Source organism: Treponema sp. OMZ 799 (assembly GCF_024181365.1).
Taxonomy (GTDB): Bacteria; Spirochaetota; Spirochaetia; order Treponematales; family Treponemataceae; genus Treponema_B.
In genome coordinates this window covers 68430-90685 of sequence record NZ_CP051301.1, presented here as the reverse complement: position 1 = coordinate 90685, position 22256 = coordinate 68430, and the positions used below count along the sequence as shown (strand labels likewise).

General features: G+C 37.3%; 22 protein-coding genes. 15 read left to right on the top strand and 7 right to left on the bottom strand.

Going from position 1 to position 22256, the window contains the following annotated elements; genetic code table 11:
* The first annotated feature begins 13 nt into the window (after positions 1–13).
* The 3 genes from E4O04_RS00435 (at position 14) to E4O04_RS00425 (ending at position 3428) form a co-directional block, all read left to right on the top strand.
* Entirely contained in the window at positions 14–1060 is a 1047-nt protein-coding gene (locus E4O04_RS00435; RefSeq protein WP_253708926.1) for a zinc-dependent alcohol dehydrogenase, read from the top strand.
* 27 nt (positions 1061–1087) lie between these two features.
* Positions 1088–2431, top strand: a complete 1344-nt coding sequence (locus tag E4O04_RS00430; protein ID WP_253708923.1) for an APC family permease — start codon at positions 1088–1090, stop codon at positions 2429–2431.
* A gap of 73 nt (positions 2432–2504) precedes the next feature.
* Positions 2505–3428 (top strand): riboflavin kinase, encoded by a 924-nt coding sequence (locus E4O04_RS00425; RefSeq protein WP_253708920.1) that lies wholly within the window; start codon positions 2505–2507, stop codon positions 3426–3428.
* Positions 3429–3532: 104 nt separating this feature from the next.
* On the opposite strand, the gene E4O04_RS00420 is transcribed toward E4O04_RS00425, so the two are convergent.
* The 5 genes from E4O04_RS00420 to E4O04_RS00400 all read right to left on the bottom strand — a co-directional run bounded on the left by E4O04_RS00420 (position 3533) and on the right by E4O04_RS00400 (position 11290).
* Positions 3533–5671 carry a methyl-accepting chemotaxis protein gene (locus E4O04_RS00420; RefSeq protein ID WP_253708917.1) on the bottom strand — a complete coding sequence of 713 codons (2139 nt, stop codon included), beginning with the start codon at positions 5669–5671 and terminating at the stop codon, positions 3533–3535.
* Between the two features lie 28 nt (positions 5672–5699).
* Positions 5700–7982 (bottom strand): peptidase U32 family protein, encoded by a 2283-nt coding sequence (locus tag E4O04_RS00415; protein WP_253708914.1) that lies wholly within the window; start codon positions 7980–7982, stop codon positions 5700–5702.
* A gap of 63 nt (positions 7983–8045) precedes the next feature.
* On the bottom strand, positions 8046–8873 hold the full coding sequence (locus tag E4O04_RS00410; protein ID WP_253708911.1) for a sigma-70 family RNA polymerase sigma factor: 828 nt from the start codon (positions 8871–8873) through the stop codon (positions 8046–8048).
* Positions 8874–9018: 145 nt separating this feature from the next.
* Positions 9019–10035 (bottom strand): KamA family radical SAM protein, encoded by a 1017-nt coding sequence (locus tag E4O04_RS00405; protein ID WP_253708909.1) that lies wholly within the window; start codon positions 10033–10035, stop codon positions 9019–9021.
* 19 nt (positions 10036–10054) lie between these two features.
* Positions 10055–11290, bottom strand: coding sequence for a M20 family metallo-hydrolase (locus E4O04_RS00400; RefSeq protein WP_253708906.1), 1236 nt, complete (start codon positions 11288–11290; stop codon positions 10055–10057).
* Between the two features lie 158 nt (positions 11291–11448).
* Here E4O04_RS00400 and E4O04_RS00395 point away from each other — a divergent pair, with 158 nt between their 5' ends.
* Genes E4O04_RS00395 through E4O04_RS00380 form a run of 4 tightly spaced genes read left to right on the top strand, consistent with a single transcriptional unit; the run spans position 11449 to position 15145 of the window.
* Positions 11449–12696 (top strand): Crp/Fnr family transcriptional regulator, encoded by a 1248-nt coding sequence (locus E4O04_RS00395; protein WP_253708904.1) that lies wholly within the window; start codon positions 11449–11451, stop codon positions 12694–12696.
* A gap of 14 nt (positions 12697–12710) precedes the next feature.
* A complete protein-coding gene (locus E4O04_RS00390; protein ID WP_253708902.1) occupies positions 12711–13310 on the top strand; it encodes a hypothetical protein in 600 nt (199 codons plus the stop codon).
* Positions 13300–13815 (top strand): DUF192 domain-containing protein, encoded by a 516-nt coding sequence (locus E4O04_RS00385; RefSeq protein WP_253686493.1) that lies wholly within the window; start codon positions 13300–13302, stop codon positions 13813–13815. Before E4O04_RS00390 ends, E4O04_RS00385 begins: the two co-directional genes overlap by 11 nt.
* A 13-nt stretch (positions 13816–13828) precedes the next feature.
* Positions 13829–15145: an ATP-dependent 6-phosphofructokinase gene (locus E4O04_RS00380; RefSeq protein WP_253708899.1), complete on the top strand. Its 1317-nt coding sequence runs from the start codon at positions 13829–13831 to the stop codon at positions 15143–15145.
* A gap of 36 nt (positions 15146–15181) precedes the next feature.
* Here E4O04_RS00380 and E4O04_RS00375 read toward each other — a convergent pair whose 3' ends face one another.
* Both E4O04_RS00375 and E4O04_RS00370 read right to left on the bottom strand, forming a co-directional pair.
* A complete protein-coding gene (locus tag E4O04_RS00375; RefSeq protein WP_371922301.1) occupies positions 15182–16669 on the bottom strand; it encodes a DUF5312 family protein in 1488 nt (495 codons plus the stop codon).
* Between the two features lie 178 nt (positions 16670–16847).
* Positions 16848–17339 carry a PTS sugar transporter subunit IIA gene (locus E4O04_RS00370; protein ID WP_253677851.1) on the bottom strand — a complete coding sequence of 164 codons (492 nt, stop codon included), beginning with the start codon at positions 17337–17339 and terminating at the stop codon, positions 16848–16850.
* A 177-nt stretch (positions 17340–17516) separates the two neighbouring features.
* Here E4O04_RS00370 and E4O04_RS00365 point away from each other — a divergent pair, with 177 nt between their 5' ends.
* From E4O04_RS00365 to E4O04_RS00330, 8 genes are all read left to right on the top strand, one after another.
* Positions 17517–18023, top strand: a complete 507-nt coding sequence (locus E4O04_RS00365; protein WP_253677852.1) for a YfbM family protein — start codon at positions 17517–17519, stop codon at positions 18021–18023.
* Between the two features lie 68 nt (positions 18024–18091).
* Positions 18092–18772 carry a hypothetical protein gene (locus E4O04_RS00360; protein ID WP_253708893.1) on the top strand — a complete coding sequence of 227 codons (681 nt, stop codon included), beginning with the start codon at positions 18092–18094 and terminating at the stop codon, positions 18770–18772.
* Positions 18773–18920: 148 nt separating this feature from the next.
* Positions 18921–20213, top strand: coding sequence for an ATP-binding protein (locus E4O04_RS00355; protein ID WP_253686502.1), 1293 nt, complete (start codon positions 18921–18923; stop codon positions 20211–20213).
* Between the two features lie 117 nt (positions 20214–20330).
* On the top strand, positions 20331–20774 hold the full coding sequence (locus tag E4O04_RS00350) for an SRPBCC family protein (protein ID WP_253708891.1): 444 nt from the start codon (positions 20331–20333) through the stop codon (positions 20772–20774).
* Entirely contained in the window at positions 20750–20965 is a 216-nt protein-coding gene (locus E4O04_RS00345; protein ID WP_253708889.1) for a hypothetical protein, read from the top strand. The genes E4O04_RS00350 and E4O04_RS00345 overlap by 25 nt, the downstream gene beginning before the upstream one ends.
* An 81-nt stretch (positions 20966–21046) precedes the next feature.
* Positions 21047–21214 carry a winged helix-turn-helix domain-containing protein gene (locus E4O04_RS00340; protein WP_253708887.1) on the top strand — a complete coding sequence of 56 codons (168 nt, stop codon included), beginning with the start codon at positions 21047–21049 and terminating at the stop codon, positions 21212–21214.
* Positions 21215–21315: 101 nt separating this feature from the next.
* Positions 21316–21699 carry a VOC family protein gene (locus tag E4O04_RS00335; RefSeq protein WP_253708886.1) on the top strand — a complete coding sequence of 128 codons (384 nt, stop codon included), beginning with the start codon at positions 21316–21318 and terminating at the stop codon, positions 21697–21699.
* 261 nt (positions 21700–21960) lie between these two features.
* Positions 21961–22203 carry a single-stranded DNA-binding protein gene (locus E4O04_RS00330; protein WP_371921932.1) on the top strand — a complete coding sequence of 81 codons (243 nt, stop codon included), beginning with the start codon at positions 21961–21963 and terminating at the stop codon, positions 22201–22203.
* Positions 22204–22256 lie beyond the last annotated feature (53 nt).

The window sequence follows — 22256 nt, the reverse complement described above, 5'->3', positions numbered from 1 at the left end:
GGTATAATAAAATATGTCAATAAAAATAAGGACTGCAGCAGTTACAGGCCCGCATAAAGTCGAAATCCTAGAGCTGAACACGCCTGATCTTAGAAGCGGTGAGGTGCTTGTCAAAGTTCATGCAGTTGCTCTTTGTACATTAGAGCAGCGAATTTTTCGGGGTGAAATTCCCATGCCCCTGCCTTGTACCGGAGGTCATGAGGTTTCAGGCGAAGTAGTTGCCCTTGGTGATGGGGTAAATACGAAAAAATGGTCTGCAGGGGATAGGGTGGCTGTGCGCTTGCTTTATAATTGCGGTGAGTGTCATTATTGTCATAGCGGACATAATAATTTATGCGAGCGCGCACAAAAAAAACCTGTAAGAGAAAATTTATTGGTAGGCCCCGGAGGCTTATGTGATTATATCATTGTTAATACTTCTGCTCTTTTTCCAATTTCAGACGAGCTAAGCTACGAGGAAGCATGTCTTACAGAACCATTGGCCTGCTGTGTACACAGTATTGAAAGAGCAAATCTACAGTTGGGCGAAGATGTAGTTGTAATAGGCGGTGGTATTATGGGGCAATATCATATAATGTTAGCCAAGTGCCGCGGTTGTCGAGTTATTTTAAGTGAAGTTGATCCGGAAAGATGCAAACTGGGAAAACAGCTGGGGGCGGATATAGTCTTTAATCCTTTGGAGCATGACCCTGTTACATTTATACAAAGTTTAACAAATGGACGAGGAGCAGATGCAGTATTTAATACAACACCTATTCCTGGAGTTGTTCCTCAAGCAATCGCAATGACCGGTAAATGCGGAAGGATGATCCAATACAGTTCAATGCATCCTGATTCTCCCACACCTGTTAGTCCTCAAATGCTGCATGGTAGTGAGATTGTGTTAACGGGAGCAATTAGTCCTGATGAAAGAAATTTTTATACTGCAAACAGATTATTATCTACAGGTATCATTAATTGTAAACCTTTGATTGCTAAAAAAATTCCTTTTGAGGAGGCTCAAAAAGCTTTCGAAGCAGCTATTGTTCCGGGCACATTTCGTATTATTATTACAGATTAAAAATTTTATTTTTTAAGGAGGTCTATCATGAAAATAAAAGAAAACGAAAAATTAGGTTTAGGCTCATGTGTAACTATTCTTGTCGGAGGTTGTATCGGAAGTGCTATCTTTTCGCTTTCCGGTATGACTATGTATTACGCGGGTCCTGCAGCTCTGATTACATGGTTTGTTGCTGCCTTGATTTTAGGCTTGTATGGGATTCAGGTTGCTGAACTATCAATTCGATATCCTAAATCGGGAGGTGTATTTGTATTTCCTGCAAAAGCAATGGGTAAAAATGAGCGGGAAGGAAAAGTATGGGGATTTATTTCTGCTTGGGGCTATGTTATTTCCAATATAATTGCAGTAGCTTTCTCAGCTATTTATGTAGCTGTATACTTGGGAGTCGGTTTTCAAGCTCTAGCCGGATTTAGAATCCCATTGGCAATTATTTCTATTGTTATATGTACGGCTCTTAACTTAATAAAAGTTACAAGTGCAGGAAAGTACAATAATGTGTTGGTAGCTTTACTTGTGATAACAATGCTCACTTTTGTAAGTATTGCTATGTTTGCCGGTAGATGGAATCCTCAAAACATGGTTCCTTTTTTTACACAAGGTGTTAAAGGAGTAGCCGGTTTTATTCAAGCTATTCCTAATGCTATGGTTGGGTATGGCTCTGTAGTAGCCATTGCCTTCATGGTTGGAGAAGTAGAAAATCCAAATCGAACAGTTCCTAAATCGTTAGCTATCTCTCTTATTCTTGTTGTTCTTTTATATCAACTTATGATTCTGGGAACAATGGGAAATATTACCACGGAATTTTTAATTAAGAATCCCGGTATGAGATTTATACCTATGTTTGCTGCAGCTTTTACATCTCTTAATATGTTCCCATGGCTTTCAAAGCTCATTTCTATTTCTGCATTGCTCGCCTTATTGACGACAATGCTTGTTGTCGGGTTCTTAAATGCTCGTGCTGTATGTTCAATGGCAAATGCAAAAATGCTGCCGGCATTTTTTGGTAAAGTCAATAAAAACGGGGTTCCATCCACAGCCTGTCTTACCTTGTCAGCATGTACAATTGTACTAAGTTGTTTTCCAAGCATTACAGAGTTATTGGTAAATTTAGGATCAATTTCAGCAGCAATCACTATAGTTATTGTGTGTTTTTCGTTGATAGCATCTCGAAAAAAACTACCTCATGTAGAAGGTAATTATGCTGCTCCCGGAGGAAATATTGTTTCAATATTGACGATTATTCTGATATTAGTTTGTTATATACCTGCTATTTTTAATGGCAGTGTATATATGTGGCTATTCACATTTATTTTATATGGTATCGGCGGAATTATTATGTTTATAATGATGAAAAAAAATAAGGCTGATTAGGATTGAGATTTGAAGCAGCGGGTTTCCGCTGCTTCTTTGACAGCGATTTGCCTGTTTTCTGTAGGAGGAAATAATGAGAATTACGGATAAGTTACAACCTATCACTAATGGAGAAAGTTGTGTTGCTGTCGGTTTTTTTGATGGACTTCATGTTGGACACAGAGCCGTTATTGATAGACTCTGTAAATGCAAAAATCTAAGGCCGGTATTAATTAGCTTGTCTAATAATTCCAGTCCTGTTATTTATACTGAAGAAGAAAAGTCCTATTTATTGCAAAATGGTAAACTGGATACTATGTTCTCTCTATCTGAAGATATAATCAAAAATATGACGGCAGAGTCTTTTGCACATGATGTGTTAAATAAGATGCTAAATACAAAAACCCTTGTAGCCGGTGAGAAAGCTCTTTTTGGAATTGATCAGATAGATGTAAATCATTTTCGCTCAATTGGACAAAAGTATGGGTTTATTGTGGAAACTGTTCCAATGAAATGTATCAATGATGTTCCTGTTAGCTCTAATACTATCAAGAAAGCAATTCAAGAAGGTGATTTTTCTAAAATTTCCTCGATGCTTGGCGCTTCTTATCTTGTAAGCGGAACTGTAGTTCATGGAAAAGGAGTGGGGCATAAATTCGGTATGCCTACAGCAAATCTTGCAGTTGCATCAAATAAACTTTTTCCGCCGCATGGTGTCTATGGATCAATGAGTTATTTTCAAGGAGAGAATCATTTTGGAATGACAAATGTAGGACTGCGTCCGTCAGATGATGATATTCCAATTCCTACTATTGAAACCTTTTTATTGAATTTTGACCGCGATATATATGGACAAAAAGTTTTTCTTGAATTATTGGTTTATATTAGAGGAATTCGGAAATTTGCAGGAGGCCTTGCAGAAGTAAGACAGCAGATCGATAAAGATATTAAGCAAATAAATGATTATATTAATGAAAATGGAAACTTACTACATGTTAAATCTAAAGGATGTTATTAATGAAATTGTGGATCATATTAAAATTCCGGCGTTGATATGGTCATAGATTTAATCAATTTAAAGGCCGATTGAGCTTTGAAGTCAATCGGTCCCTTCTAATGGCTTTATACCTTAAATTTATTAACCTCAATAGACAGCTGGTCGATACTGGCCTTATTTTTTTTCGATATATCGTGGACTTCCTTACTTGATTCATTTATTGCAGAAGCTGCCGATGCCATCTCGTTCATGCTATTGGTTATATTTTTGGTAAGGGCGTCTAGTTTTTGCATTTCTTCCGAAACCTTGATGCCTCCCGAAAGCATTTCTACCGATCTGGTCTTTACTTCACCCGTAATCGTATTTATGTTTTTTATTGCATCGAGGACTTCATTGCTTCCGTTTTCCTGTTCTTTCATTGCAAATACCATAAGCTCTTCTTGCTGTGAAATTTGGTTTACCAGTTCATAAACCTTAATAAAAGATTTTTCAGCTTCTTCACCGACAACCGTGAGTTTTTCGATAATCTGGGTAGATTTTTTCATAACCTCACCTATCTGCTTACCCTGCATATTAGACTGCTCTGAAAGTTTTCTTATTTCATCGGCTACAACGGCAAAGCCCTTTCCGCTTTCTCCTGCATGAGCTGCTTCAATTGCGGCATTCATGGCTAAAAGGTTTGTCTGACTTGCAATGTTTTGAATAATCTCACTCGTTTCAAGCAAGGAGGCTGATAAAGATGCTATTTGTCCAACTACGTCATTTGCTAATCTTGCGCCTTCTTTACCGCTCTTTGTTTGTTCATATACTGTTTTAATAAGAGTATTGTTTTTTTCAAGATTGCTTGTAACTGAAGCTATGTTAGCAACCATTTGTTCAACTGCGGCAGAGGATTGTTCGATACTTGCTGCCTGTACTTCAATGTCGCTGTCTAGTTCTCCGAGTCTGCTTATAACCTGCTCGATCGTTGCAGATGTTTCTGTTACACTGCTGCTTTGATTAACGGCTTGAGTTTTTACAGACTCTATATTTTGAGTAATTTCGTGTATTGCACTTGCTCTTTCCGATATATTTTGTGCAAGTACTTCACCAACATCTTTCATTTCTTTCGAGTGCATTAGAACGCTCTTTATCATGTGACTTATTTTTTCAATTGTATCGGAAAAATAGCCTGTCAATTTTCCTATTTCATCATTTCCCCGTGAAGGAAGTTTAACTCGTAGATCTCCTTCAGATATATTTTTAAGCGATTTGATAATCATATTAACCGGACGAATTATAAACAGTTTTGTAAAAATTATAATTGTCACAACAAATAGAATAAATATAAATAGTAAAACAACAGTTGTCTTTACAAAGAAATTTGTTTGATTCCTTTGAATTGCTTCAATAGAATATAAAAATTTTGAATATCCTATGATATCTCCCGAAAAGTCATAGATGGGATAATAAGCGGCTGCATTAGTTCCATCAATTTTTATCATTATTTCTTTGTTTCCGATTTGTTTCATAATGGATTCGGAGTCTTCGGAGTTTTCATTTTCAAAGTTAGAACCCATTATTTTATAAATATTTTGTAATGTTTTTGCATATACGCTTATGTTTAAACCTCCTGCCAAAACATCAGGTGTACAGGTTGATATAAAATTTAAAATAAATTCCGTATCTACCGCTCCTCCATATTCTACGGAGCCTATATGCTTATTACTTTGATCAAAAAGAGGTTTGACGACTCTAAAACCTAAATCACTTACTCCTACCTCAAGACCGTATATTTCTTTTTTTTCGGAATTTGCTTTTATAATGGTCTTTCTAAATGATGAAAGATCATCTCCAAACTTTTTTGGATTTTGTACTCTCAAAAACGAAACAGCCGGAGCTGTATGAAAATGGAATTGTTTAGCCCTATATTTTTTCTTCATATCATTGAATATAGGAAGGGCAAGATCCGTAAGAGTTTTTCTATCTCTTTCTGCAAAGGCCTGTATTAATTCCTCATCCTTTGCTACACTATCCAGTAATATTTGTCCCATAAGCTGATATGTATTCAATTCATGATTGAATGCCGAATGCTTTAAGTCACCCATCATTTTGATTTGATTTTCAGAGAATTTTTTTAAACTGCGCCAATCCTTGTAAGCGATGATCAGGTATTGGGCCAAAAGTAAGATAACCGTAAAAAGCAAGAGCTTACTTCCGATGGAGTAAAAGCGGCTTTTAACTGAGCCTGTGACATTTTGAGAAAGAGTTTGTTTTTCCGACATATAGCCTCCATTCGATGAATTCGTACAACTACTTTTGTTTTCGGGCCTCAATCTTTACAGGGTCGTAAAAACCTTCCTTCCAGTTAAATCTTGAAGTGTCTTCCAGTAATGTTCCTTTACGGCAAGAACCGACAATATGCCTATATTCTGTCCGCTCAATTTCCGTATGAGAGAAATCTAGGAGGAATTTATCAAACCCCTTCTTTTCGAGAGCTCCGATACGGTCGGTTATCGAAAAGGGTTTTTCAGGCAATACAAAAGAAGACGACGGTGTTGAAAAAGTCTTGAAAGCCTCTCCCTGTTTATCGGAAAAATATAAAAAATCATAAGCCTTTGGAAGAGTAAACCTCATTCTAAATAGGGCCGGATAAGCAAAAACCGGAACTAAGACCTGCTTTCTCATGCCCGGGGCATAAACATCTTCAAGGTTTTTTTGCGAATTTTCGATTGGAGATACAAACTGCAAAATATTGTTTTCTTGAAGCCATTTTACGGCCCAGCGGTTAAATCCGTAAAGATAGGGACCTGCAACAAGATTCAAGTTTTTGTTTTTCAGCATCGTAATATGGGCAGGATTGTTTATGATAAACTGGTTATACCCTTTTTCGATAAGGTTCAAAAGATAAAGCTCAAGCTCATCGCTTTCAGCCTGCCCCATAAAGGGATCGAGCGAAATAAAAATTTCCCGTTTTGAGAAAGGCAGAGGTTTATCGATTTTTCCCGTACCGGCTAAGGCTTCTTTTGTATCTTCGTTAAGATTGATAATAACCCGCACAGGTCTGTCGGAAAGAATTGTGTGGAGGCTGCTTATGGACGATACTTGCACATAGAGGCCGTCAGGGAAGATGTCGATATTGGATTTGTTCAAAATCTTTTTTCCCCGCTTATCTTCTTGTTTATTTTTGCTTCCTGTTTTAGGTTCGTTCTTAGGGGAACCCTTGGCGGCAGTCTTTGCATTCTCGTTAATGCTTCCTGCCTGATTCCCTTCGGGGTAGAGCTTAAGCTCGGGAAGCCTATCGTCTCCCGGCCTTTTTCTAAAAGGACTTAAACTTTTGGGAAGCACCGGAGCATAACGCTTACTCATGCTCTTGGTCTGTAAGAGGTAAACACTGTCCCCGATTCCAAAATCGGCAGGAACCTGAATCCATACTTCTTCTGTCGGCCCGCCTTTTTTTGAAACCGATTTTTCAATTCTTATATCTTGAATTTTCCAGCTTTCCCTTCCGCTGTCGTCCTTTGTATGAAGCCTAATCGAATCTCCGAAATCCGGAGTATAAGAGCCTCCTTTTAAAAGTGCATAGTGCACCTTGCGCATCGGGTCTTCTTTAGTCTTCCCTTCAACTTCTTTAATCTTAAATTGAGCGGTTTTGTCTATCGTTCCTAAAAAAATGCCCGTTCCGCCCGCCTGATTCGGGTTTAAGATTTCTTCGGCCTTTGAAGAAACAAATAAAAAGCTAGTCTTTTTGCGGGCAAAGTCTCCGGCTAAAATTCGGCGGCCTGTTTCGACGGCTTCTTTCTTGCTGTTTTCCCAATTGTCGATTACATGGCGGTAGGCCGAAACTACGGTTCCCACATATTCGGCGCTCTTCATTCTTCCTTCTATTTTAAATGAAGAAACCCCGGCCTTTATAAGATCGGGAACATAGTCGATTAGCTGCAAATCATGGGGAGAAAAATAATAGCCGTCTTTGTCTCCCTGAGGAGTGTGTGCCGTATAAAGTCTTCGGCAGGCTTGGGCGCACATTCCGCGGTTGGCCGATTTTCCTCCGAGGTATGAGGAAAACATACAAAGCCCCGATTGGCATACGCAGAGTGCCCCATGCACAAAAACTTCAAGCTCGCAGGAGATGTTTAAGTTTACTTCTTCGATTTCTTTTAATGAAAGTTCTCGGGCTAAAACAACCCTTGATATTCCGAAGCGGCTTAAAGCGTTTGCAGCTTTGGCCGAAGCTATATTCATTTGGGTAGAGGCGTGAAGTTTTAATTTTGGAAAGTATGATTTGGCCATTTGAACGACACCCAAATCTTGAACAATGATGCCGTCAGGCCCAATCGAGTCAAGGTATTTTAAAAAGCGGTACATCTTTTCGGTTTCTTCTTCGGTTAAAACCGTATTTACCGTAACATAGACCTTTTTATTCCTTTTATGGAGACTGTCTACGGTTGCCTCAAATTGGCTCCATGCAAAATTGGAGGAGCGCATACGCGCATTAAAAGTTTTTAAGCCTAAATATACGGCATCGGCTCCTTCGTTTATGGCGGCATCAAGGGCTTCAGTATTCCCTGCCGGAGCTAAAAGTTCTATGTTCATGTTTATACCTCTAGCCCCATTGTACCACATTTTACAAAAAAAATCAGGTGGGAAAGAAAGGGCCTACACCGAGACCATGGCTTTAATCTTATTTCTATCGGCTCTTAATTTTTTTAATGCTCGAAGCTGGGTTTGGCGGATGGATTCTGCCGAAATGGAATATTTTTTTCCTAAGACTGCAAAGGGGATTGCTGTCATGATGCCGTCAAGGCCGTATCTGTTTTTTAAAACATCTTTTTCGCGGTCGTTAAGTATTTCCAAACATTTATTTAATTTTTCTTTGAATTCGTTGTCTATAACTTCCTCTTCAGGATTATAGGTATTGCATGGAATAAAATCATAAAGAGTGGAAGATGTTTCTTTATCAATAGGATCGTCTAGGCTGCATATTTCGGTATAATTAAAAGATTTTATTTGAGCTATAACATCTATTTTTTCGTTCATTATTTCTGCAAGCTGCTTGTATGAAGGTGAAATTCCGTACTTTATCTTATAATTTTCTTCTTCTTGGCGTACCTGCCTGATTAAAAGCTCTTTTCTTACAGGCATTTTTATAGCCCTGTCTGCCGAATTTAAATATCTTAAAAAAGATTGTTTTATCCACCATGCGGCGTAGCTGGAAAAGCGTACCTTAAACGATTTTGAAAATTTAGCGGCTGCCTTCATCAGTCCAATATTGCCTTCTTGGATTAGCTCCATAACTTGGGTTTCATTTGAGCTGAACTTTTTTGCCATCTTTATTACAAGCCTCAAGTTTGATGTGACAAGCTTTTCCAATGCTTCTTTGTTGCCTTTTTTTACTTTATCGGCTAATTCTGCTTCTTGCTCGGCTGATAAAAGAGGATATTTTTTGCTATCCTTAATGTATTGTAAAAGCAGATCTTCCGTCATAATTTATTACCTCATAAAGTTCTAAGCAAAAGATGTGCTAAGATTTGCTTTTTTTCTCACGGAAATAATGGAGTTATTTAAATTTATGGATATTTTTAATTAGAAGTATTGATTTTTAATAAAAGATTGTATATTTTTGTATACATTAATATGTATACTTATGTATAACGCCATCTATACCGACAGCCTTAAAGCCTGTAGCTGCTTTTTGCTCTATGATTTTTTTAGAATAAATAAGTGCCGAAAGGGGAAATTTTCCTCCTCCTTCCGGGAGATCGGCAGCAAATTGAGGACGGGATAGGCCGGAAAGCTTTGCTTCTGCTTTTTCCCAAAGTTCTAGGGCCTCTTCTAAGGGAACTCGAAAATGGGAGGTTCCGGCTGCGGGATCTAACTGAAAAAGATAGCCGGGTTTTATGCCCATGCAGGCAAGGCCGTGAAAAAGGTTGACTAAGGTTTTTTCGTTATCATTTACGCCTTTTAAAAGAACGGTTTGGCTTTGAATGGGTATACCGGCTTCAATGCAAGTCTTTAAAGCTCTTTTTTGCTCCTTTCCAAGCTCTGCAGGATGGTTTATATGGGGAATAAGCCATAGGGGGCTCACCTGTTTTAAAAGCCGTAAAAGTTTTCCCGTAAAAAGTTCGGGGGCAAATATCGGAGCCCTCGTACACAGCCTTATCAAAAGGTCATTTTTTATGGAGCGTAATTCTCTTAATACCCTTTCAAGCTTTTCAAAGCCTCCGCTTAAGGGATCGCCGCCTGAAACAAGGACCTCTGTAACCTGCGGATTTTTTTTGATATAGCCCGTAACTTCCTTTAATTCTTCAGCCCCAATGTAGTTTTGAGAGCGGGCTGTGAGTCCCCGTCTAAAGCAATAACGGCAATATGAAAGGCATGTACCCGTCGTTATAAGAAGCACCCTGTTTTCGTACTGGTGAACAAGATAAGGGCTTATGCAATATTTTTGCTCGCCGAGCGGGTCTGAGGTTTCGTAAGGACAGGCTGTTTTTTCATGGACGGAAGGCTCAACTTGAAGGCGCAAGGCCCTTGCATCTTGAGGCTCGGCTTCTTCTATCAATTTTTGAAAAGCGGAGGAAATTAAGACGGGCTGTTCAAAATCTGCTGTTTCGGCAGCCGAAAATTCCCTCCAATTTTTTTCGTTCATATTTTAAGTGCTTTAGGTTTTAAATATTTTCGACGCCGAACATCAAGGCTGCCATAACCTTTGCATCGCTTACGATATTTTCTATAAATGCGTACTCGTTGGGCTGATGGCAGCTGTCATCAAGGGAGCTCCAAACAACGGCATTAAAGCCCTTAGCCCTAAGACAGGCTGCTACCGTTCCGCCTCCTATTCCTATAGTAGAAGTTTTAATCCCTTTTACCTTTTTTACGGCGGATGAAAGAAGTTTTACAATCTTTGCATCCTTAGGTGTTGCAGGAGAGGCTTCCGGTTCATCATATTCAAACCTGATAGTAACGCCGTATTTTTTTTCAACCTCTGAAGCTCTTTTTTGCATTTCTTTTAAGACCTCATTTACATCATAAGATGGAAGAATGCGGCAGTCCACATAAAAAACGTCATCACCCGGAATTGTGTTTACATTCGGCACGTTGGCTTCTTTTTTAGTCGGCTGAAAGGTCGAATAATTAGGTGAAAATAAATCGTCTTTTTTGTTAAAGTGATTTTCAAGATCGTTTAAGCGAAGGGCAAGGTCGCAGGCTGCAACAAAGGCATTCTTACCCGTGTTCGGCATTGAGGCATGGGTTTGAACTCCCTTTGTGATAACCTTAAGCCAAAGGCTTGTTTTTTCGGCAATTTCTATTGTTTCTCCTTTAGGATCTCCCCCGTCCGGTACAAGAATCAAATCGTCTTTTGTAAAAAGATTGTGGTTGTTAAGAAGGTAAATGATTCCGTATTGGGAGCCTACTTCTTCATCTGCAACAAACAAAAGCTTAATTGTGTGTTCGGGGGTGATTCCCAATTTGATAAAGCTCAAGGCTGCAAAAACCGAAGAAACAAGGCCCTGCTGGTTGTCTTCAACTCCGCGTCCGATAAGTTTTCCGTCTTTTTCGATTACTGTCCAAGGATCGCTTTCCCACTTAGACAGATCTCCGGGAGGAACAACGTCCAGATGGCTCATAATCCAGAGCCTTTCCCTATCGTTTTTTCCGGGGATGGTAACAATCAAATTGGGGCGTATCTTTGAAGAAACCCTCTCATCGGGGGCATCAAATCTTTCAAAATTACTAAAACCGGCTTCTTTTAAGTATTTTTCCAGGGCTTCGCATTTTTTTAATTCTCCGTCCCCATCGGATTCCGGGGCCACTGCAGGGATGGAGCTTAAAAGCTTTTCCAATCCTATAATATCTTCTTTTTTGGATTCAATAAAATCGGTAATTTTTTTAAAGGTACTCATTTGCGTATTTTATCAAAAAAAGTTCAAAAATACAATCGGCAGAAGATAATTAATAAAGTATTTTAGGTAAGTAGGTTGACAATTCGACTTTTTCAAAATATACTATAAATGTGCAATGTTTCTATTTTTCAATGCACAAAGGTATGAGAGGTTAAAACTTGTTACAGCTGTCATTTTTGAATTTTAAAAAAGGCTCATATATTCTTATAGAAGGAAAGTCGGATACCGATCATTTTTATATTATACAAAGCGGCAAAGTGCAGGTCGCAAAGGAAGATGAGGTAGTCGCAGAAGAAGGCGGCAATGTTCTAGGTCCCGGAGACTTTTTAGGCGTTGTTTCCTGTATGTCGGGGCATACTCAAATTGAAACAGCTATTGCTTTGACCGATGCGCTTTTAATTTCAGTTCCATACGGCCAGTTTCCTTATCTAATCGAAAAGAATACTTCCGTTGCAATGAAGATAATTTATTCTTTTTCAAAAAAGATGCGTTATTTGGATGAGGCTTTAACCCGCATTACCCTAAAAAGGAATGTTGTAACAGGCATTTCACATCTTTTTACAATCGGTGAATATTATTTGAGGATGTCCAAATTTGATCTGGCCCTCTATGCATATTATCATTATTTGAAGGCCCAGCCCAAGGGTGAATTTGCCGATGCAGCTCAAAAAAGGGTTATGGCAATTAAGGCGATGGGGGTTAAGATACCCATGGAAGTCCTTGAACCTCCTACAAACCAAATGATAAGGCTCTACGATAAAGAACATATGATTTTTTGTGAATGTCAATCCGGAACGGAATTGTATATTATTCAAAAAGGTCATGTCAAAATCACAAAGATTTTGGATAACAATGAAGTTCTGCTGGCCGTTTTAAAAGAGGGCGATATGTTCGGCGAAATGGCCCTTTTGGAAAATAAACCCCGATCTGCAAGCGCTATCGTTACCGAAGAAGGATGTCAGCTTTTAGCGGTAAACCGCCAAAACTTTAACCAAATGGTATCAACTCAGCCTCAGTTGATTGCCCGTCTTACAACAACCTTTGCAGATAGAATCTGGGCAATGTATAAACAGCTTGCGAACACCCTTATAAAAGATCATGTCGAAAAAATGTACGATATGCTTGCTATTCAGCTTGAAAAATCGAGAATTAAACCTGTAAAGGGCAAGTATCACACCTTTAACTTCGGCCCTGTTGAATTGGCAAATATGTGCGGCATACCTAAAGAAGAGGTATCTGAAGCAGTTACACGATTTTTAAAACAGCCGATAGTAAGATGTGACGGGTCAAAAATTTCCATAACGGATGAGCTGGAGCTTTCAAAGCAGGCAGCCTACTTTAAGAAGATGCAGGAAATTGAAAAATCCCGTATAAATGCCCGTGCAAAAAGCGGCGGATATTGGTAGAACGGAAACACGTTATGAAAAAGTTATTTTTTTATATAGTTTTTATTCTTATTGGTACTGTTTTTGCTCAAGAAGCAAGTTTAGAACAAAAAACTCCCGAAAATAAAAATGAGGCAGCTAAAAAACTTGAAGAGACGGATTTGGTTTTTGCTGAACTTCCTGCCGGTTATAGAGAAATAAGTCTCGGCATGAGTATGGATGCAGCTAAAGAAGCCCTTTTAAAAGACTCTATATTCGGATACAGGGGTGAAAGGGATATTTCGCTTTTACCGGGAAAAAACCGCAGCCTTATTGAAACAAAGGGTTCAAGTAATATTAAAAGGGCTTGGTTTCAATTCTATGAGGAAAATCTTTACATAATCATTATCCAGATGGATACGGACAAGATAGATTATTATTCGATGTATTCAGCGTTAACCTCCAAATACGGCGAGCCTTTAAGCATAGACCCTAAGAGGGCTGTCTGGAAAAATGAAACAGTCTCAATGATTTTAGAGCGCCCCTTGGCAATAAAATACATTGATTTGAAGGTCTTTAATGAACTTTTAGAAAAAAGTCAAACCGATAAGGCCTACAGTGATATTTTACGAGAGGAATTTATAAATGATTTTTAAAAAGGCCATAATAGCGGTTTTGATGCTTTGTTTTTTTTCTTCATGCGACGGACAAGATAAGATGGAGACTCAAGATATCTTTATAGAAAAAATTTTAAGTGAGGAAACTAACGAAGAAACAAAAGCGGAAGATTCAGTTAAAACGAATATCGAAAAAATAAACGTAGAGCTTGCAATTACACCTGCCCAGCAGCAAAGGGGCTTTATGGAGCGGAAGGTAATTCCTGAAGGTACAGGAATGATTTTTTTATACAAAGAAGATGCAAAGCTCAGATTTTGGATGAAGAATACTCCTCACCCTCTTTCAATCGCTTTTATCGACAGCTCAGGGCTGATTAAAGAAATATATGATATGATGCCTTATAGCTTGGAAACGGTTGAAAGTACCTATTCTGTACGCTATGCCCTTGAGGTTCCTCAGGGTATGTTTAAAAGAATGAATATAAAAGAGGGAGATAAATTGACACAAGAAACAATTTATCTTTTAAAGAGAAAGATTAAATAAAAAGGAGTTTATCATGAAAAAAACGGACTTTTCCATTCCTTCATTGGGAGAATGTAAAATACAGTCTCCTATTATGCTGTCTGAAACCCACGGAGATCTGATTGCAAATTATGTAACCGATAACGAATTTATAAGATATAATTTAGAGGCCTCAATGGGTGAAGTCGGTGAGCCTCTTACTCATGCCGATCTTATCGAAAAGGCCGGGCCCCGCCAAAAGATATATTTTAGTCCTAACTATGTACATGCAGCAATTGCTACCTGCGGAGGTCTATGCCCCGGTATAAATGATGTTATAAGGGCTATAGTCCGCTGTCTTTGGACAAGATACGGAGTCCGCCGAATCAGCGGAATAAAATTCGGCTACAAGGGTTTTATTTCGGAATATGGCTTTTCCCCTATTCAATTAACTCCTGAAGTTGTAAACGGAATCCACAAAACGGGAGGCTCTTTTTTGGGTACGTCCCGAGGCGGAGGAACGAGAGTAACCGAAATAGTAGACGGAATTGAACAGATGAATATCAATATGGTCTTTTTTATCGGGGGAGACGGTACGCAAAAAGGAGCTCTTGAAGTTTCAAAAGAGATTGAAAGACGTTACTTAAAAATTTCCGTAATAGGTATTCCCAAAACGATAGATAATGATCTTTCCTTTATACAAAAGTCCTTCGGCTTCGATACGGCTATTGCAAAGGCTACGGAGTCTGTGGCAGCAGCCAACATGGAAGCGAGTTCCCAGATTAACGGTATAGGCTTGGTAAAGCTCATGGGAAGAGAGTCCGGGTTTATAGCAACACATACGGCCATCGCCTGCCACGAGGCCCACTTTGTTCTTATCCCCGAAGTCCGCTTTGAATTAGGCGGAGAGAACGGCTTTTTAAAGCTTTTGGAAAAAAAGCTTGTTGAAAACGGTTATGCCCTCATTGTTGCAGCCGAAGGAGCCGGTCAACACTTAATGAATATAGAAGAAGGAACGGATGCCTCAGGAAATAAAAAGCTTGCTGATATCGGTTTGTTTTTGAAGAAAGAAATAACCGATTACTTTGATAAGATTGGAATGCACATAAACCTAAAATACATTGATCCCAGCTATCAGATTCGGTCTTCAATCGCAGCCCCCATCGATTCGGTTTATTGCGAGCGGTTGGGAAATAATGCTGTTCATGCGGCTATGTCAGGAAAAACCCGTACACTTATCGGGCTTGTCAACAATAAATTCGTGCACTTACCGATTGAGCAAATAGTCTCAGAAAGAAAGCATGTTAACCCTGAAAGCTCTTTGTGGCGGGATGCTTTGGATGCTACAGGTCAGCCCACAACAATGATATAAACTAAGATAGGATGTAGATTTTTGTGAAGCGGCTTTTTATTCTTTTTTGATAAAAAGCTGCATTAGCATGGTAAAGTCGTAGATTTTTTTGTAGGCCTCGACAAGCCACTCCCTTACAGGCCTTTCAGAATGTTGTTCAATTTCTTTCCAGTTTTGGATTAATTCCCGTCGGGGCTTGTCATAATCGGCTATTATTATTTTAAAGTTATTGCCTATTACTATTATGTGTTTTAGTGAAATATTTATAAGCTTAAGGGCTGTTTCGTTTACATCATTTAAAAGCTTTGCGGCCTGCCTTCCGGCTTCCTTTTCTCTTTCCATTCTGGAAAGAAGGGTCCGGAATTTTACCCCTACATCGGAAACTTCAGAAAGTTTGTCATCGAACTCTATTGTTTTGGAAGTTATTTGAATTATTGCATGGAAACTATTGGAAAAGTCCGATGTAGTGCCTGCAAAGCTGCCCCAATTACCCCTTACTAAAAATAAGTCGCACAGAGCCCTGACGTCCGTTTTTACATATTCTATTAAAAAGGATTTTAGATAGCTCAGTTCTTCGGTATAGCTATATCCCGACAAGCCTCTTTTTGTAAAAGCCTTGTTGGCGTCCGCAGTGTAGTTCTTCATCCCGGAAATTATTTGATCTCCGAATATTTTACTTATCAAAACCGCTACCTTTGAAGATCTTTGTTCCTCGATGAGCTTGTTTATCACATTTTGGGTAGATGTTTTAATTTGAGAAACATAGGTATCGGTTACTTTTTCGGTAAATGGAGAGGTTTCAACCGTGTAAATTATATCTTCTGTAATATGTTGAATAATATATTCGAGAGCTCGTGAGCGGCGGAGGTCATTTAGGGCTCCTAAAAGCTTTTTCCATTGGCCTGCATGAACCGGCTGAATATTTTTATAGGTTTTTATTATATCGAAGATAAGATTCCAATCGGTATCTATACTCAGCTGATAAAAAACCGAGGCAAAATCTTTTAAGTCTTCGGTAATATATTCTCCCCTTATTGCCTGAAAGTTGGGAGTGTAGTTGAAATTATTTTCGACAAAGTTAGAATCGAATTTTCGAAGTAAAAAATAGTAGTCAAAAAGCACAAAGTGAATAAAGGCATCAAGATGTTGATAGCTTAGGTCGATTTTTTGCGTTTGATTGGAATCAAGCTCCCCTACAAAGGTTTTTAATTCCTTTTTTACCTTTTCGGCAAGGATCTCGGCATTAACGGTTTTTGATTGTTCGATAATTGACTCTTCGGATAGAGTTTCAAGTAACTTTTTTTGCTTATCTGAGAGAGCATTTTCGACGGTAACATTTTTTAGTACTTTTGAAGATGCAGCACCGGCTAAAAGAGGCCGTGCCGGGCCTACTACCTTATATATACTGTAAAAAAACTGTGCTGCTTGAGGTAATACCTCTTGAGAACTCGATTTATACCATTTGCCGTATCTGGTTTTTCCTATATTTTTTGCAATATCCTTCAATTTCCGCCTTTTTAAGGCCTCGGGACTGTCTGAGGACATAAACAAACCTAATAATTTTTGGAAAAAATTTTCTTTTTTCTTGGGCATGGTAATAATATGAGTTAAATCAGCTGATTTGTCAACCGGTTCAGATATTCACAGCGTAAAACGAGTTGAGCAAAAAATAACGGCCTGTGCCAGGGCAGGCATAGGCCATTATCTAAGGCTTTTTAACCTGTTACTCTTCGTCGCTTTCCATTAAAAGCTTGATTACAGCTTGTTCACTTGCCGCCCTTAAAAGCTCTTCCCTTTTTTCTGCACTTTTAAATAACAAACTTATCTGTGCAAGGAATTGCAAGTGAGGACCTGTCTTATCAAGGGGTGACAGAGTCATAATAAATATTCGGGCCGGTTCTTGATCAAGAGAATCAAAGTCTACCGGATTATCTGCGATGCCTATACATGCAACGAGATCGCTTACTGAATCAGTCTTTCCATGAGGTATGGCGATACCATGCTTCATACCTGTGGACATCTTGCGTTCCCTGTCCATAACACAAGCCTTGGTAGCAACCTTGTCCTTTACTTTTCCGGCTTTTACAAGCGTATCAAGTAACTCATCAATAATAGCTTCTTTTGTAGTCCCTTTTAAGTGCAGATTAATGGTTTCAGGAGTAATGACATCCTTTAAATCTACAGAATCGGGTTTCAATGCATCTTTAAATTCCATGCATACATTCTAAGCCTCTTTTGATTAAAAGTCAAGTTTTTTTTAGTTTTTTTTCAAATTTCTTTTAATATTGCAAAATAAAAGCCTTTTTTGTTCAATTGCTGACAAAATACGGAAAAAATGATAGAATGGACTAAATGAAAAATTGAAAAATTAGAAGTTTAGGAGGAAATAAAAATGGGAATAAGAGCAAATTATCAATTTTTAAGTGACGAAAACTTAAAAGAACTCAAATCTTTTAATGCAGAAGAAGATGAAATCTTTGAGACTGCAGAAGATTGGAATGAAAATGCAGAGATATTACTCGATATAGATAAGATGTGGGATGCACTTCATTTTCTGCTTACCGGAGTGGATAGCGGCAAGCCGATAGAAAATGACCCTCTTAGTGAAGCGGTCGTTGGTGTATCTTCTCTTGATGATGTAGAAGAGTTTATAGCTTATACAGAAAAAACCAGAATTGCTGATATTGTTTCAGCTCTCGATAATTTTGATATAGAAAAAGCTTTAGAAAAATTCAGTATGAAAGAATGCAAAAAAGCGGATTTATATCCGAACATCTGGGGCTATGAAGAAGAGGCTGATGAAATAAAAGAGGAATTAATCGACTGCTTTCAAAATATGAAAAAGTTTTATAAGCAAGTGCTCGAAGTTAACGGCAATGTATTAGTTACTATTTATTAACCGGATTTGAAATTTTAGAGAATATTGGAAAAGATATTAACCAAATTATAATTTGCGGAGGCTAAGAGGTGCAGAAAAATAATAGAAAAATAGCGTTGATTGCTATCTTGTTATTTACTATCATTCCTGTTTTTATTGTCGGAATCGCTTTTACAGTGTTGGCAGTAAAAACAAATAGAATCCAAGATGACTATGCTATTGCTATAAATAATGAAAAGTATCAGACTCCGGTTTTAGTTGAGGGCCTAGAGGTTATAAATCAGGATGTTTCTTGCGGATATGCTGTAATTGAAATGTTTTCTGCATGGAACGGCGGAAAACTTACGGAAGAAGATCTTTATAAAAAATATGGAAAAGTCGTGACTTCCACAGGGAAAGCTTTTTGTGATGAGTTTAACCGGCAGTTCCCCGAATTTCAGACAACAATGTACAAATATCTTACTAATAGCGAGTTGATTTACAAAGTATATGACTGTTTAGCAGATGGTGTTTCTGTCCCACTTGAATGGGCAGCAAAGCACAATGAAGAATGGACATTACATTATTCGCTGGTAGTTGGAATGGATATAAGAAATGACAGCGTTATAATTGTCAATCCATACGGATATATTGAAACAGTTTCCTTAAATGAATTTGTAAATAGGACAAGTTTTAATTCATTTGAAAACATGCCTTTGTTTTATAAATTTGGATTTGCATTCGGTATTTTTGAAAAGAACACAGTTTTTATTCCAACAAGGGTACAATAAATCCCGTTTGCCGAAGTAAAACAATTAAATAAGATTGCTATGTAACAAGTACTAAAATACTTGAAACGGCTCATTAAAAATGATAAAATATATACGAATAAAAACTGTGGTATGCCACGTAAAATATTTTATATGGACTGGTGATAGTATGATTATAAAAAGAAAACAATATCTGGATCAACTTATTAAGAAAAAGGATAATGGAAGAATTAAGATAATTACAGGGATACGGCGATGCGGCAAATCATATTTGTTGTTTGAGCTATACAAAAATTATTTATTGAAAAACGGCATATCTAAAAAACAAATTATTGAAATGGCACTTGATGATATTGAAAACATTCAGTATAGAGATCCATTTAAGCTCAATGACTATATCAAGAGTAAAATCGATAATAATAAACAGTATTATATTTTTATTGACGAGATACAATTTTCAAAATCGGTAAAAAATCCGCATATCGATGACGAAGAAGAAAAAATTACTTTTGTTGATACATTACTTTCTCTGATGAAACGGAAAAATCTTGATATATATGTTACCGGCAGTAATTCAAAAATGCTTTCTAAAGATATTCTAACACAATTTAGAGATAGGGGAGATGAAATTCATATGTATCCTTTATCCTTTGCTGAAATGAGCAGCTGTTATGAAAATAAAGATAAAGCGTGGGAAGATTATGTACTCTGCGGCGGGATGCCGTTTATACTTGAACTTGAAACATTTGAAGAAAAAAGCAACTATTTAAAAAACCTATTTGAAGAAACCTATATTAAAGATATTATCGAACGAAATCAGATAAAAAATAGCGAAGAAATCGTAGAAGTTTTACTTGATTTTGTATCTTCAGCAGTAGGCTCCCTTACAAATCCCCTTAAATTATCAAATAGATTTGCTTCTGAAAAGAAGATGAATATATCTAATAATACCATTTCAAAATATTTATCTTATTTTGAAGAAGCATATATTTTGTATGCTGCTAAGCGATATGATATTAAGGGAGCAAAATACTTTTCTACGCCGCTTAAATACTATTTTGCTGATATTGGATTGAGAAATGCCAGACTCAATTTTAGGCAAGTTGAGAAAACACACATTATGGAAAATATCATTTATAATGATTTATTACGGCGAGGATTTAATGTAGATGTGGGAGTAGTGGAATATTTTCCAAATGTAAATGGAAAAACAACAAGAGTACAGTTAGAAGTTGATTTTGTTATCAACCGAGGAAATCTTAGATGTTATATTCAATCAGCCTTTGCTATCAATAGTGAGGAGAAAAAAGAACAAGAAAGAAACTCTCTAAAAAGAATTGATGACTCCTTTAAAAAAATAATCATTGTTAAAGATAATATAGTGCCGAGATATGATGAATATGGAATTTACTATATTGGGATTAGAGACTTTTTGTTAATGGAAGATTTTCTTAAAGCATAGTTGGAAACACAGTTTCGGATACCGATGATATTAACTTGATTAACTGACAGAATATTGAAAAAGTGATATAATGGATTGGACGAAAAATTGATAAATTGGAAGTTTGCAAGGAGCGGCATGAAAACAAAAACACTATATAGACAAAGCGTCTTCCCATGTGAAATTGATAGAGTGTATTCACTTTTGAAAAATCTTTCTACTTTGCAATGCATTGCAATACCCTATGCAGCATTTGAACCGCAAACCAAAAGTGATGATATAGAGTGGTATCCTGGGCAGACAATAACATTCAGATTCAAAATATTTGGCATAATTCCTTATGGGATTCATACTATTAATGTTATTGAGTTTTCTAAAGAGGGGATATATACAAACGAAAGCAATACACACGTTCCTATGTGGAATCATCGAATTCAATTGATAGACAACAAGGATGGCACTACTACATATAGTGATGAAGTTGAGATTGGCGCAGGATGGAAGACGATTTTTGTATGGATGTGGGCAAAATGCTTCTATGCGCATAGACAGAAAAAATGGATTCGGCTGTTGGAAAGATAACTCCCGGTTTTAATTTTAGTAATGAAACATTTGCAGAAAATTCTTGGTATTTTAGAAATGCTTTAGTTAGAGCAAATTATAATGATTTGCAGAATGGTATCCATGCAACAACTGAGTTCTTGGAATTGTTTTTTGAAAATCTTTTGATGGATGCCGAACATGAGCTGAAAAACAGATATATGCATATTTAATATAACGGCAAAAGTGCTGATCAAAGTGCAAATGTAAATATTTCAAAGTGCAAAAATTGCACTTTAGAATAATTGGCTATTATGAAAGAGCTGATAAGAAATCCGAGTATTACACAAAAAGAATTGGCTCGTATTATTGGAAAATCAGAAAGAACCATTAAGACAAGAACCATAGAAATGCAAGAAAAGGGCTTAATTGCTCGAGAAAATGGGAAACGAAACGGTAGGTGGAAAGTATTCATAGAATAGTTACAAGAACAAATATTCAACTTGATTAACTGACAGAATATGGGAAAAGTGATATAATGGGGTGGATGAGAAATTGACAAAATAGAAGTTGTTGAGGTGATATGATGCATCATATTGAGATTTATGTAAGTAATTTAGACAAAAGCAAGGAATTCTATTCTTGGATACTTAGCATTTTAGGCTTTAAGTTGTTTCAGGAATGGGAAGACGGATTTTCTTATAAAAAGGATGGATTTTATATTGTCTTTGTGCAGGCAAAAGAAAAGTATCTAATTAAGGGATACAATAGATGCAGTATCGGATTAAATCATCTTGCTTTTCGGTGTCATAGCAAGGATGAAATCGATCAAATTAGGAAGTTGCTTATTCAGAGAAATATAGTTTTGCTATATGATAATAAATATCCAAATGCCGGTGGGAATGAACATTATGCAGTTTATTTTGAGGATCCGGATAGAATTAAAATAGAAATTTGTTTGGACTAACTTAAAAAAATTCAATACTTATAATCATAGATAAATCCCAGTTTGTCGAAGTAAAACAATTAAATAAAATTATAGAGAGGAAGTAAAAGCAAATAGCCGATACTTCCTTTTTTGATGCTTAAAATGAAGGAGGAAAAGATGACAATAAGGAACCGATCTCCCACTATATCGGTGGAAATAATCAGAATAAGCAAGTAGTTAGGGCGATAGAGAGGAATCCTATCGTCTATTTTTTTACTCAAAATAAGAAAGGATAAGGAAATGGACAAAGAAAAAATGATTAACATCAATGCCAGTCTTGTGGAAGAACCGGTGTTTAGCTCATTTGAAAAAGATGGCGAAGAGGTAAAGGTGGCAAACTTCACTTTGGTGAAGAAGTACGGAGGTGGTAAGGAATACACCAAATGCTCGGTGTATGGCGAAAAAAGTGAGATGGCAAGGAACTTTAAGAAAGGCGATTTTATCCATGTGTTCGGCTACTTCAAGGAAAGAGCCAAGGCGTAAAGCATTTAATGGCAGAATAAAGACGGAATAACAAGTGAAACAAGGTTTGCAAA